This is a genomic window from Terrihabitans aquatilis (genome assembly GCF_052542005.1).
Window position 1 is genome coordinate 638,746 of sequence record NZ_JBOCUO010000003.1, and the last position, 13,460, is coordinate 652,205.

Annotated in this window: 11 protein-coding genes and 1 tRNA gene; 7 read left to right on the forward strand and 5 right to left on the reverse strand. The window is 62.2% G+C overall.

Annotation, left to right across the window (positions count from 1 at the left end; translation table 11 throughout):
- Nucleotides 1–3 precede the first annotated feature (3 nt).
- A complete protein-coding gene (locus ACQ6S1_RS13975; protein ID WP_445041817.1) occupies nucleotides 4–3,489 on the reverse strand; it encodes a hybrid sensor histidine kinase/response regulator in 3,486 nt (1,161 codons plus the stop codon).
- 118 nt (nucleotides 3,490–3,607) lie between these two features.
- Between ACQ6S1_RS13975 and ACQ6S1_RS13980 the strand changes: the two genes are divergently transcribed.
- Both ACQ6S1_RS13980 and mscL read left to right on the forward strand, forming a co-directional pair.
- The gene (locus tag ACQ6S1_RS13980) at nucleotides 3,608–4,342 is read left to right on the forward strand and encodes a hypothetical protein (RefSeq protein WP_445041818.1); all 735 of its coding nucleotides are present in this window, start codon (nucleotides 3,608–3,610) and stop codon (nucleotides 4,340–4,342) included.
- A gap of 65 nt (nucleotides 4,343–4,407) precedes the next feature.
- A complete protein-coding gene (gene mscL / locus ACQ6S1_RS13985) occupies nucleotides 4,408–4,830 on the forward strand; it encodes a large conductance mechanosensitive channel protein MscL (RefSeq protein ID WP_445041819.1) in 423 nt (140 codons plus the stop codon).
- A gap of 9 nt (nucleotides 4,831–4,839) precedes the next feature.
- Here the strand turns inward: mscL and hemA are convergent, their stop codons facing one another.
- Nucleotides 4,840–6,090, reverse strand: a complete 1,251-nt coding sequence (hemA, locus tag ACQ6S1_RS13990) for a 5-aminolevulinate synthase (protein WP_445041820.1) — start codon at nucleotides 6,088–6,090, stop codon at nucleotides 4,840–4,842.
- Nucleotides 6,091–6,160: 70 nt separating this feature from the next.
- Nucleotides 6,161–6,814 carry a TetR/AcrR family transcriptional regulator gene (locus tag ACQ6S1_RS13995; protein WP_445041821.1) on the reverse strand — a complete coding sequence of 218 codons (654 nt, stop codon included), beginning with the start codon at nucleotides 6,812–6,814 and terminating at the stop codon, nucleotides 6,161–6,163.
- 121 nt (nucleotides 6,815–6,935) lie between these two features.
- On the opposite strand from ACQ6S1_RS13995, the gene ACQ6S1_RS14000 reads away from it, so the two are divergent.
- The 5 genes from ACQ6S1_RS14000 to ACQ6S1_RS14020 all read left to right on the forward strand — a co-directional run bounded on the left by ACQ6S1_RS14000 (nucleotide 6,936) and on the right by ACQ6S1_RS14020 (nucleotide 12,268).
- Nucleotides 6,936–8,111 carry an HlyD family secretion protein gene (locus ACQ6S1_RS14000; protein ID WP_445041822.1) on the forward strand — a complete coding sequence of 392 codons (1,176 nt, stop codon included), beginning with the start codon at nucleotides 6,936–6,938 and terminating at the stop codon, nucleotides 8,109–8,111.
- Nucleotides 8,112–8,113: 2 nt separating this feature from the next.
- Nucleotides 8,114–9,691, forward strand: coding sequence for a DHA2 family efflux MFS transporter permease subunit (locus tag ACQ6S1_RS14005; RefSeq protein WP_445041823.1), 1,578 nt, complete (start codon nucleotides 8,114–8,116; stop codon nucleotides 9,689–9,691).
- 46 nt (nucleotides 9,692–9,737) lie between these two features.
- Nucleotides 9,738–10,991, forward strand: a complete 1,254-nt coding sequence (locus ACQ6S1_RS14010) for an NAD(P)/FAD-dependent oxidoreductase (RefSeq protein WP_445041824.1) — start codon at nucleotides 9,738–9,740, stop codon at nucleotides 10,989–10,991.
- Between the two features lie 165 nt (nucleotides 10,992–11,156).
- Nucleotides 11,157–11,834, forward strand: a complete 678-nt coding sequence (locus ACQ6S1_RS14015) for an OmpW/AlkL family protein (protein ID WP_445041825.1) — start codon at nucleotides 11,157–11,159, stop codon at nucleotides 11,832–11,834.
- 161 nt (nucleotides 11,835–11,995) lie between these two features.
- A complete protein-coding gene (locus ACQ6S1_RS14020; protein ID WP_445041826.1) occupies nucleotides 11,996–12,268 on the forward strand; it encodes a DUF551 domain-containing protein in 273 nt (90 codons plus the stop codon).
- 78 nt (nucleotides 12,269–12,346) lie between these two features.
- On the opposite strand, the gene ACQ6S1_RS14025 is transcribed toward ACQ6S1_RS14020, so the two are convergent.
- Together ACQ6S1_RS14025 and ACQ6S1_RS14030 are read right to left on the reverse strand one after the other, a co-directional pair.
- Nucleotides 12,347–13,177, reverse strand: coding sequence for a glycosyltransferase domain-containing protein (locus tag ACQ6S1_RS14025; RefSeq protein WP_445041827.1), 831 nt, complete (start codon nucleotides 13,175–13,177; stop codon nucleotides 12,347–12,349).
- A gap of 131 nt (nucleotides 13,178–13,308) precedes the next feature.
- Nucleotides 13,309–13,383, reverse strand: a tRNA-Thr gene (locus ACQ6S1_RS14030).
- Nucleotides 13,384–13,460: the final 77 nt, after the last annotated feature.

Here is a 13,460-nt window from a genome sequence, read left to right on the forward strand (position 1 = left end):
GCCTCATTCGGCGGCGGCGGTTCGCGCCAGCCGGAATTGGGCAAGCATGGCGCGGAGCGATGCCGGCCGAACCGGCTTGTGCAGAACGGTCAGCCCGTCGCGCTGCGCCGCTTCGCGAACAGCCGAGCTGCGATCTGCCGTCGCGAGCACTGCCGGGATGTTCAGGCCGAGATGCTTTCGGATCTCACGAACGGCCTCGACGCCGTTCCCGTGATCGAGGTGATAATCGGCGATGATGACATCCGGGGGCGCGGCCGCGGCATTCAGCACGCGCAAGGCCTGGTCCAGATCACGCGCATCTTCCACATGACAGCCCCATCCGGTCAGGAGGATACGCATGCCTTCGATGATGGCGACTTCGTTGTCGATGCACAGCACGCGCGTTCCGGTGAGGACGAGGCTGGACGTCGCCGTGACGGCGGGCGGCTTGATGGTAATGAAGGCGGGGGCGACGGAGACCGGCAGGTCGATGCGGAAATTCGTGCCTTTTCCGACGATCGACGTCATCCGCAGGGGAATGTCGAGCACACGGGCCAGACGCTCGACGATCGACAGGCCTAGCCCCAAGCCTGACGCGATCCGGGCTCCGGAATCAAGCCTCTGGAACTCCTTGAAGATGAGCTTCTGCTTCGAGGGCGCAATTCCGAGGCCGGTGTCCATGATCTCGATGCTCAGCCGATCGCCGCGCCGGCGGCATCCGAGAAGAACGCTGCCGCTTTGCGTGTACTTGATCGCGTTCGACAGAAGGTTCTGCAATAGCCGCCGCAGCATGCGCCGGTCCGTACTGACCCAGTATTGGCTGCCGATAACGCGCAGCCGCAGGTTCTTGGCCTCTGCCAGCGGCCTGAATTCCAGCTCCAGCGGACGCAAGACGTCGCCAACCTGGAAGGTGGTGATGTCCGGCTTCAGCGCGCCCGCATCCAGCCGGGAAATGTCGAGGAGCGTGGAGAAAATTTCCTCTACCGATTGGAGGGCTGCATCGATGTTGGAAACGAGCGGCTGCTCGGGCCGGTTATGCACCTGTTCGGCAAGGCTCGAGACGTACAGGCGTGCGGCGTTGAGCGGCTGCAGAATGTCGTGGCTGGCGGCGGCGAGAAAACGCGTCTTCGAGAAGTTCGCGGTGTCTGCTGCCGCTTTCGCGCGCGCCAGTTCCTGATTGAGATGGGTCAGTTCGCGGGTGCGTTCGTTGACCCGCTGCTCCAGAGCCCGCTCGGCCTCCACCGTCTCCGTGACGTCGATGCAGGTGAACACGAGGCCGCCATCCGGCATGGCCTCGACCCGGGTCTCGATCACCCGCATGGCCGGGTGGATGACGGTGCGGTACGGCGTACTTGTGTGAGAGAGGAGCTCGAAGCGCTCGGCGAGATGCTCGTCGGACGAGCCGAACCCGTAAAGGCCGCGTTCGGCGACCGACCGAATGATTGTGTCGACCGGCATGCCGACCTTCAGTAGATCGGGCGGGATGCTGAAAATGCGGGAATATTCCCTGTTCCAGCAGACGAGGCGCAGGTCGCGGTCGAGCACCACCATACCGTGATGGGCATGGTCGAGAGCCGTCTGCAGCAGATCGCGGGAGTACTGGATTGCGAGCGAGGCATCGTCGAGCAGTTTGAGCGCCGCCGTCTTGGTCACGGCGCGTCGTCGTAGCAGGAGGGACAGGACCAGCCGTGACGAGGAGGCGCCAATGGCGGCCGTTAGGAGATGCTCGGCATAGCGGACGAGATGAACGTCCGCCTCGTCCAGTGCGGAGAGCCGGGTGCTGCGCTGCTCCTCGAACGTGTTGAAGGCCTTCCGCGTCGCCTCTTCTCCGAGATAGCGGGAAATGGCGCTGTACAACTCGCCCACGCTCACCGACGCGTGCCAGGTGCGCACGCTCTGGGCCATGGCGCCGCCCAGGCCGACGAAGGCGTTCGCCTGAAGCCGTTCCATGGGCGTTCCGGAACTCGTCACTGATCCCACGACATAAGCGAAGATGTTGGCGCCAAGGCTCCAGAACAGGCCGTTGGGAAGCGCCCCGAGGTCGAGCATGAACAGCGCCTCGGGCCGGAGCCAGCCCAAGCCGAGCGGGCCGTCGGCGAGCACGTGCGAGGCCATCAGTCCGGAATCCCGCAGGCTGGGCAGAAGCAGCGTGTAGGACCAGACCAGAAGGCCGGCGAGAATGCCGCTGAGCGCCCCCCGGCTGTTGGCTCCACGCCAGAACATGCCTCCGAAGAAGGCGGGCGCAAACTGGGCAATGGCCACGAGGGAGATCATGCCCAGGTGAGACAGCGGCAACGGGCTGGCGGTGCGATGATAGAGATAGGCTAGCGCCAGAATGCCGGGGATCGTCAGGCGGCGGACCATGAGCAGGAAGCGCCGCATATCGCGAACGCCGCTATCACGGCTGTGAAGCGCAAGCGGGATGGCGATGTTGTTCGACAGCATGATCGCGAGCGCGACCGATTCCACGATCACCATGGCCGTCGCGGCGGACAGGCCCCCGATAAAGGTCAGAAGGGCAATGCCTTGAGCCCCGGCGCTGAGCGGCAGCGCGACGACATACATATCGGGCGAGGTGTATCCGTCGCCGAACATCAACATGCCGGCCAAGGCGAGCGGCGCCACGAAGATGTTGAGGGCAACGATGTAAAGCGGCACAAGCCATGCGGCCCTCCGCATTTCGCGCTCGCCGACATTCTCCACGATGGTGACGTGAAACTGGCGCGGCAGGAGGAATGCGCCGAGAAAGCCCAGCAGGATGCCGATCAGCCAGTACATCGGGCGTGGCATCTGCTCGAACGGAGCCAGAAAATTCACCATGGCCGCGCGTTCGATCAAATCGTCGGGCCCGTGGAACATGACCCATGTCACGAAAAATCCGACCGCCAGGAATGCCACCAGCTTGAGGAGCGATTCCATGGCTACCGCCAGCATCAGCCCTTTCTGGCTTTCGTTGGCGTTGACGCGGCGCGTTCCGAACAGCACGGCGAACCCGGCCAGGATAACCGCTGCCAGCAAGGGGATGTCAGAGAAGGGAAAGCTCGTGGCGCGCACCAGCCCGTCCCAATCCATCATCACGCCCACGGCCGATGAGATCGCGCGCAATTGGAGAGCGATATACGGAATGAGCCCGATCAGGGCACCGACCGAAACCAGCACGGCCAAAGCGTGGCTCTTGCCGTAACGAGCCGCGATGAAATCGGCGACGGACGTGATGTTCTGCGCCTTGGCGATCCGCGCCACCCTTACGAACAAAGGCATGCAGAGGCCGAAAGCCAGGATCATTCCGGTGTAGAGCGCGAAGAACTCCAGCCCATGGCCGACCGCGAAGCCGACCGAGCCGAAGAAGCTGAACGCGGTGCAAAAGACCGCGATGGAGAAGGCGTAGATGTAAGGACGTGCGCGGCCTGACATCCAGGCCGGTTGCGCGCGGTCTCCATAGGTGGCGACAGCAAACAACAGGCCGAAATAGACGAAGGCTACGGCAATAACAGCCCAGCCGTGCAGCATGCCAACTCCACAATCACCGTTCGGAAATGCTTTAGCAGGGCCCGCTCCGCCTCGCCAGACGCCGCACTCGAACGAACTTTCGGTGCCCGTCGGCGTTGTGATGAAGGAGATCATCGCTATGCCCGACGCCCGCACTGCCTCGTCCCTAGCTCTTTGCGCAATCGTGGCGGCAGGTGTCATGGCCAGCGCCTCGGTGACGCCGGCGCATGCCGAATTTGAATCCCCACTCGATTTCTTCCGGAACATGGGACGCAAGCCCGCCGAACGGTCGGTGGAACCCCAGCGGCAGGAAGCGCCACGGCGAGGTTTCTTCGAACGCTTCTTCGAGCCGGAGCCTCGGCGGGTGGAACGTCCGGCTCAGCCGGCACGTCAAGTGGCGCGCACCGATCAGGATTTTCAGCGCATCGTCTGCCGGCGCATCTGCGATGGTCGGGAACTCGCGCTTGGTATCGTGCCCAAGAGCCGTGACCATGCGGAGGCGCGCGCTATGTGCCAGGCGGCCGGCAACGGTCTGCAAGCGGAACTCGTGGTCGACGACTTCAAACCTGGCGCAGGTTTCACGGCAATCCAGACCGCAAGCGCTCCGCCACTTCTGGAAGGACGGGCCGCTGCCGATCCTCACGCGATTCAGGCGTCCGCGCAGACCTGCGCCGCGCCGCAGACCGCCAAGCCTTTCATGGTGCCGTTGCTTCACGACGCCACGCTGAAATATGGCGACATCGTCGCGACGGCCGACGGCTTCAAGACGTTCGTCGGGCGAGGCAGCCCCCCGTTCGACGAGAGCGATTTCGTCGATCAGGACGATAAGCGCCTGCCGGCGGAGGTGCGTCGCCTGCAAGTCGCGGCGAACTGAGAAAGGTTCTCTCGAATCCGGCTTTGAGGCACCATTGCCTGAGCCGGCCATGAGGGGGAATCAGAATGCTTGAGGAATTCAGGAAATTCGCGCTGAAGGGCAATGTCGTCGATCTGGCGGTCGGCGTCATCATCGGAGCGGCGTTCAGTCAGATCGTCACGTCTCTCGTTCAGGACGTCGTGATGCCGGTCATCGGCTTTGTCACCGGCGGTCTCGATTTTTCGAACTATTTCTTCCAGCTTACAGGCGAGCCTGCAGCCACTTACGCGCAGGCGAAAGCCGCCGGGGCAACCATTGGGTATGGTCAGTTCATCACGATCGGGCTGAATTTCATGATCGTGGCGTGGATTCTCTTCCTCGCGGTGCGCGGCATCAACCGTCTGCGTAAGGCGGAAGAAGAGAAGCCCGCGCCCGTCGCTGACGTACCGCGCGAACAGAAACTTCTCGAAGAGATCCGTGACCTTCTCGCGGTGCAAAAGATGCCGTAAGGCGGAATTTTACTCGGCCGCGATGGAAATCTTGCGCAGCTGCAACGCCGCCCAGGTTTCCTCCAGCGCATCGGCCAGTTCGGCGATCAGCTCATCGGTGTGGAATGGCGTGGGCGTAAAGCGCAGCCGTTCCGTGCCGCGCGGCACCGTGGGATAATTGATGGGCTGGACATAGATCAAATGCCGTTCCAGCAGGCGATCCGAAGCGGCCTTGGCCAGGGAAGGGTCACCCACGAGGAGGGGCACGATGTGCGTCTCGCCCGGCATCACCGGAAGGCCGCGCGCCAGAAGTGCTCGCTTGGTAGCGGCGGCCTGGCGCTGCTGCATGTCCCGCTCGCGGCTGGAGGTCTTCAGATGCCGTACGGAGGCAGTGGCGGCCGCGGCCACGGCCGGCGGCATGGTGCTGGTGAAGATGAAGCCCGCAGCATAGGAGCGCACGACATCGACGATGGCGGCGGATGCGGCGATGTAGCCGCCCACCACGCCGAAGCCCTTGGCCAGAGTGCCCTCGATGATGTCGACGCGGTGCATCACGCCATCACGCTCGGCGACGCCGGCGCCGTGGTCGCCATACATGCCCACTGCGTGCACTTCGTCGAGATAGGTCAGAGCGCCGTAACGATCGGCAAGATCGCAGATTTCAGAGATGGGGGCGATGTCGCCGTCCATCGAATAGATGCTCTCGAACAGGATGATCTTGGCGCGGCCGCGGCCGGCCGACTTCAGGATCTCTTCGAGATGGCCCAGATCGTTGTGGCGGAAGATTTTCTTCTCGACGCCGGAATTGCGCACGCCTGCGATCATCGAAGCGTGGTTAAGTTCGTCCGAGATCAGCAGGCAGTCCGGCAGGATTTTGGCGAGCGTCGAAATCGCTGCCTCATTGGCTACGAAGCCTGACGAGAAGACGAGGGCCGCTTCCTTGCCGTGCAGATCGGCCAATTCATTTTCGAGCACGACGATCGGGTGGTGATTGCCTGAAATGTTGCGCGTGCCGCCCGCGCCCGCGCCCGTGGTCAGCGCCGTCTGGGCCATGGCGTTCACCACATCAGGATGCTGGCCCATGCCCAGATAATCGTTCGAGCACCACACCACGATTTCCCGCTGCCCGGCCGGATTGTGCCAGACGGCGCGAGGGAAGCGGCCATTCTGCCGCTCGAGATCGGCGAATACGCGGTAGCGTCGCTCGCTGTGGAGACGCTCCAGTGCCTGATCGAAATGGGCCGCGTAATCGGGTGAGGGAAGGAGTGTGCGCTCAACCATGGAACTAGTCTAACCACAAACGTCCACGCCTGTCGCCTCGGGAATCCTACCGAGCGACTACGTGACGCGATCAATTTTCGAGGGCGGATGTGTCGAGCGGCGCATAGCCTCGAAGAAAAAGGCGAACGGCACCGCTGACGGCCTGGTCGATTCGTGTCTCCCGTTCCTGCGGAGACATCGTAAGGCCGAAGAGAAAGGGACGTGTCAGATTGCTCTGGCAGAGTTCTATGAATTGCAAGGCAGCGAGATAAGTATCGGGAATGGCGAGTGCCCCCTCCTTTACCTTGCCATCAAGATAGTCAGCAAAGACCCGGGCGCCGCGTTCGGGGCCGTTGACGTAAAATCCGGATGAAAGCTTCGGCATCTGCTCGGCGATGCCGATGACCGCACGCATCGCCATGATGACGTGAGGCGTGGTCACGAAACTGGCGAGGTTTTGACCGAAACGGGTCAGCTCTTCTTCCAAGGGGCGCGCGGGGTCGAAGACCAGAACCTGTTCACGAAACACACGTCGTTTCTCCTCGACGCAGGCTTCGAACAATTGCTCCTTGCTCTCGAAGTAAACATAGAGCGTGCCTTTGGAGACTTCCGCAATCCGGGCAATCTCTCCCATACTTGCGCCGCTGAACCCCCTGGACAGAAAAACACGGCTTGCGCCTTCCATAATCTGGCGGCGCTTCTGGGACTCGATCTGTGCATCTGCCGGATCGGCGATTTCGGCCATTAGATTAACGACTCCTACAATTCTTTGACCGAACCGTTCGTTCGATATTGACGTAAGGTTCCTGGCGCACTACGTCAACCGCAATCGAACCGAACGGTTCGGTCATAATAGGAATTCGGCGATGGACGCGCGGGTAGCAAAAACGAACGAACTCGAACCGAACGCACCCCAAATTCCAGAGGCTCAATCGACTGAGAAGCAGGACGCCGGCCCGGCTGAAAAGCTCCCTGCGCATAAAGGCGGCCGCACGCGACTTATCCTTCTCGCGGTGGCTGTTCTGGCCCTGGGGGTTGGGGGCTATTTCGGCTATGGGTATTGGACCGAGGGACGCTTTATGGTGTCCACGGACGACGCCTATGTGCAGGCCGATGTGACGACCCTTGTCGCCAAGGCAAGCGGCTACGTCTCGAAAATCCACGTCCGGGATAATGCGCAGGTGAAAGCCGGCGATCTGCTGGCGGAGATCGATGCCGGGGATTACCAGCTGGCCGCACAGGCAGCGCGTGACAAGATCGCGGCCCAGGAGGCCAGCATCGGCCGCATCAACGCGCAGATTCCGGCCTCCGAGGCCGCCGTTGCCCAGGCTCAGGCGCAGATCGTTTCAGCCGAGGCCACGCGCGTTCGTGCACAGTCTGATTTCGATCGCGCGGAGGCCCTTGCAGCGCGCGATTTTGGCTCGCGTCAGGCGCTCGATACGGCCCGCGCCAATCGCGACAACGCCTTGGCCAGCCTGGAAAGCGCGAAAGCCGGGCTGGCACAGGCGAGGGCCAATGTCGACGTCACGAAAGCGCAGCTGACGGAGGCGCAAGCCTCCCTTAACGGTCTGAGGACGGAACTGGCGTCGGCGGAGCGCGATCTTTCGTTCACGCAGATCCACGCGCCTGCGGACGGAGTGGTCGGCAATCGCGCGATCGATGTCGGTTCTTATGTCACGACCGGCACCAGGATGATGGCTCTGGTTCCCACCTCGACCGTCTACGTCGCTGCCAATTTCAAGGAAACGCAATTGGCCGAGATCGTCCCCGGGCAGGAGGTAAGCCTCAGCGTGGATGCGATCGAGAAGATCGAGATCAGGGGCCGGGTCGAAAGCATCGCGCCGGCTTCGGGCTCGGTTTTCAGCCTGCTGCCGGTGGAAAATGCGACGGGCAATTTCACCAAGATCGTGCAGCGGGTGCCGGTGCGTATCGCGCTTGATGCCGATGAGGCCGTGCGTGCCCATCTGCGGCCGGGGCTGTCGGTCGTGGTCGACGTCGATACCCGCACGGCGCCCCCGGCAACTCACACAGCCGAGCGCTGAACATGGCCACCGCCACGATAGCTGCCCCGGAAGCCGCGTCGGCGGAGCCCGTGGTGACGACCCGCCGGACCATCGCCTTCTTCGCGATGGTCTTCGGCATGTTCATGTCGATCCTCGACATCCAGGTGGTGTCGGCGTCGCTGTCGGAAATTCAGGCCGGTCTGTCGGCCTCGGCCGACGAAATCTCGTGGGTCCAGACGAGCTATCTGATCGCCGAAGTCATCATGATCCCGCTCTCGGGGTTTTTGGCGCGATTGCTGTCGACACGCTGGCTTTTTGCGGGTGCGGCCGCTGGCTTCACGCTGACCAGCTTTCTTTGTGCCACGGCGACCAGCATGGACCAGATGATCATCTACCGCGCGCTGCAAGGCTTTATCGGCGGTGGCATGATCCCGAGCGTGTTCTCGGCCGCGTTCACCATTTTCCCGAAGTCGAAGCAGGCCATCGTCTCACCCATGATCGGCCTTGTCGCCACTCTCGCGCCGACGATCGGGCCGACGATCGGCGGCTATCTGACCGAATATCTGTCCTGGCACTGGCTGTTCCTGATCAATGTGGTGCCGGGCATCATCGTCACACTCACCACGCTGACCCTGATCGATTTCGATGAGCCGGATTTTTCCCTGCTCGATCATTTCGACTGGGTGGGCCTGATCTCCATGGCCGGCTTTCTCGGCTGCCTCGAATATGTTCTGGAGGAGGGGCCGAACAATGATTGGTTCGCCGATGAAGCCGTCGCGATCTGCGCGGTGATCTGCGTCTCGTCGGCTGTCATCTTCTTCTGGCGTGTGTTGACCGCGAAGGAGCCGATCGTCAGCCTTTCGGCCTTCCGCAACGCCAATTTCGCGACGGGCTCGGCATTCTCGTTTCTGATCGGCATCGGCCTTTACGGCCTGACCTATGTCTATCCGCAATACCTGGCGCATGTGCGCGGCTACAATTCGCTCCAGATCGGCGAGACGATGTTCGTCTCAGGCCTGACCATGTTCTTCATGGCGCCGGTCACGGGCATCCTGTCGCGCAAGCTCGATATTCGCATTCTGCTGACGGCGGGGCTGCTCATTTTCGGGTCGGGCACCTGGATGGCGACCGGCCTGACTGCAGACTGGGATTTCTGGGAATTGTTCATCCCGCAGATACTGCGCGGCATGGGGCTGATGCTGTGCATGGTGCCCATCACCAATGTGGCCCTCGGCACGCTTCCCCCGGAGATGATGAAGAACGCCTCGGGCCTGTTCAACCTTACCCGCAATCTAGGCGGGGCGGTCGGATTGGCGCTCATCAACCAGGCCTATAACAGCCGCCTCGACCTGCACCTTCAACGCCTGCACGATGGCGCGAACTGGGCGAAGTCCTACACGCTCGAATATCTGCAGACACTGACCGCCGGCCTCTCCGCGCTGGGCGATCAGGCCGAGTTGGCGGCGCTCAAGCGCATGAGTCTTCTGGTGCGTCAGCAGGCGACTGTCATGGCCTATGCGGATACGTTCTTCCTGCTGACCTGCATGTTCGGACTGGCTGTGTGCTTCGTACCCATCCTCAGGAAGCCGAAGGCGGGCGCCGGCGGAGGCGGACACTGACAAACACGCAACGCTCCTTTAGGAACGCGCGGCGGGAGGACCGGCGATGAAGGTGGTCGTGATCGGCGGTGGCGCAATCGGCGTCGCGTCGGCGAGTTGGCTTCTGCGCGATGGTCATGACGTCACCATCGTCGAGGCCCAGGGGATCGCAGCCGGAGCCTCGTTCGGCAATGCGGGCTGCCTGAACCCATCCTCCATCGTACCGATGTCGCTGCCGGGCAATCTGAAAAAGGTGCCGGGCTGGCTGACGGACCCGTTGGGACCATTGGCGATCCGCGCGCCCTATGCCCCCCGGATCGCACCCTGGCTGATCCGCTTTCTGCGCGCCGGCACGCCCGAGCGTGTTTCTGCCCAGGCGGCGGCGCTGCGGGATCTGATCCACGATTGCCTGGACGTCTATGAGCCGCTGGCGCGAGCGGCCGGCGCCGCGCATCTGATCCGGCGGGACGGACATCTCGTCGTCTACCGGTCCCGGGCGGATTTCGAAGGGGATGCCTTCGGCTGGCGTTTGCGTCGCGATAACGGAATCGATTTCGACGTGCTCGAAGACGATGCGTTGCAGCACATCGAACCCGAGCTTGCCCGCGAATATCGGCTCGGCGTCTTCTTCAGTGGAAATGGCCACACAACCGATCCAAGCGCGCTTGTCCGGGCTCTGGCCGAGGCTTTCCTGCAAGGGGGTGGCCATTTGTTGCGCGCGCGTGCGCTCGGCTTCGACGTCGCGGAGGGCAGGCTTCAGGCCGTGCGCACCGATGCCGGAGCCATTCCGGCTGATGCCGCGGTAATCGCGGCCGGCGCGTATTCGGGCGCTCTGGCGAAGGAAATGGGCGACCCCGTGCCGCTCGACACCGAGCGCGGCTATCACGCGGTCATCGCAGATCCCGAAATCGTACCCCGCCGCACCATTCTCGACGCGTCCGGCAAGTTCATCGCCACGCCCATGGATTCAGGCTTGCGGCTGGCAGGTACCGTCGAATTCGCCGGGCTGGAGGCCAAGCCCGATTGGCGACGGGCGCGTCAATTGCTCGTTCTCGCGCGCAAACTTTTTCCGCGCCTTCGGGAGGAGTATGAGGAAGAAAGGGTGTCGGTCTGGATGGGACGCCGCCCCTCAATGCCGGATTCGCTGCCGGTCATCGGTCCGTCCTCCCGCACCCGCGATGTGATCCATGCATTCGGACACGGCCATCTTGGTCTCATGGCGGCGGCGCGCACGGGCCACATCGTGGCCGATCTCGTGGCGGGCCGCGCCCCGGCGATCGACATCGCGCCATTCCGCGCCGTGCGGTTTCGCGGCCGGTGAGGGAAATCCCTTAAGGTTGCGCTGGCGCAACAAAGGCGGGGAATGTGCTTCTGTCCGGGCGGTCGGGCCGAAAAATTGATCAAGCTCAATGCCGAACACTTTCAGGCGTTTCATTCCTCCGTCACCGGAAATTCACAGGCCGGTGCGTTCAAGAGGGTTGGGACAATGAAATATGCAGCGGTGTGTGGTCTGGCGCTTGGCGTCGGCATGGTATTGGCTGGAGAAGGCCGCGCAGCGGATCTCTTCGCGCCGGAACAGGCGCCGGCCTACGCCAGCGAGGCGCGCAGCCCGTGGCAGATCCGCGTGCGTGCGCTCGGCGTGATCTCCGAGGACGGCGGCAGCGTCGATGGCATTGCCGGTTCCGACCTGTCCTACTCGAACTCGGTCACGCCTGAACTCGACATCACCTATTACTTCACCGACAACATCGCCGCAGAACTGATCCTCGGCACGACCTACGCCAAGGTCTACACCGAAGGCTCGATCGAAGGTCTCGGTCAGGTCGGCAAGACGTGGATCCTGCCGCCCACGCTGACGCTGCAATATCACTTCACCAATTTCGGCAAGTTCAAGCCGTATGTCGGCGCCGGCATCAACTACACGATCTTCTACAATCAGTCCGAGTCCGGCGACTTTGCCGACATGGACATCGAGAACACGTTCGGCGCGGCGCTGCAGGTCGGTGTCGATTACATGCTCGACGAGCATTGGGGCGTGAACCTCGACGTCAAGAAGCTGTTCCTCGAGCCGGACTGGACGGCGACGCTCGAAGGTACGCGGCTTTCCGGCACGGCCGAGCTGAATCCGTGGCTCATCGCGGCTGGCGTCACCTACCGCTTCTGATCCAGCGACCATTTTGGTCGAATGCGGACGAACCTTTTTAGGTTTTGGAAAGGGTGCCGGACGATCCGGCACCCTGGCTAAGCGCCTAGGAGCGCTAAATTATCTTCTCGGCAATGAATCCAAAGGCACTTAGCCCCCGCGACATATGAAAGGGGCGTGCAATGGAATGGCAGCCGATCGAGACCGCGCCGAAGGATGGCACTCACATCATCGCTTGGGATGTGGCCATCCAGGACGTGACCCTTGCTCTGTACATGGAAGGCCCGGAAGGCTGGGGCAATTGGGTGCATTACGGCGATCTGCTGGGCACGGCCGAATTGTCGCATTGGATGCCGTTGCCGCCTCCGCCGACGGGTGCCGCTCGTGACGAGGCGTACGAGGTCAAGCCGGCCGTCGGTGCCGAACAGAAAACCGATGCCCTGATCGAGGGCTGAACACTTGAGATGAACCCGGCCGCTCGATCCAGACGGCCGACATCTCGCGGATTACGGACCTCCGAAGGCGGGCAGGCTTTATTGCCACCTCCTGCCTTCGGCGAGTCCCCATTTCAGGTAATGCTCTCTCGGATTCATGCCGCTCGTGCGGACATCCTCATGCAATGCGAGATAGACTTCGTCATTGAAGCCGCGCGGAATACGCGGGCCTGAGAAAACCGGCCATTTCACGAGATTTCCGTCCACCGAGAGGCCCGGAAAATGATCCGCCGAGAAGCCCTGTCTCCACATGACATAGGGCAGGGACAATTGGTCCCGATAGGAATAGCGCAGGATCTGCGCCCACCATGCCTCTGATATCATCCTGAGACGTCGATCCTTATGCCTTCTCAAAAGAATCGCGTTGTGCGACAGGCCACCCTCGACTGGAAAGCCGGCCGCACGATATTCGCCGATCTGAGCATTTACGACGTCAGGATCGGCGTAATTCAGTTCGATGATCTTTTCGGCTTCCGTGTAGATGCAATTCCACCACGGATGGTGGAAGCAAACGAGCGGGCTGCCGTCTGGCCTCAAATGGCTCCAGATCTCGTCGGGTGATGCGATCAATTGCACCGTGTTGTCGATGTAGAGGCTGCTCGCATAGGCGCCCACAAATCGGTGGGGCATGATCTTGATCATCTTCGCGGTCCGAACGGGTCCGAGGTCCACGGGATCCACGAAAATGAATTTCCAGCGCGTGGATGTCAGGCTGCGATCGTCGGTGAAGCAAAGGTAATCGGTCTTGCCGTCGTCGCAGGTTTCGTGGTCCGCGAATGCCTCCGAATACCCGAACATGCAGGTATAAACCACGCGGCGGGCAGGGCGCGGCTTCAGAGCGTTCAGAAGAAACTCGTAGAAACGCCTCATCCGGCTGCGCAACCGCCTGCTTCGGGTTCATCTTCATCCGACGGACTACGTCCGGGAAGACAGTGGCTTCGAGAACACCTCATCCGGATGTCCGAAAGAGGGCGAAGCTCGTATCTTGGATGAGTAAAGCATGGTGCCGCAGGGGAGGATTGAACTCCCGACCTCACCATTACCAATGGTGTGCTCTACCACTGAGCTACTGCGGCCGATGGCGCGTTTGATGGCCCTCGCGAAGCGGCGGGGGCGGCGCGGGCGGATAACTGCCACAAGCTCTATCGTCGCG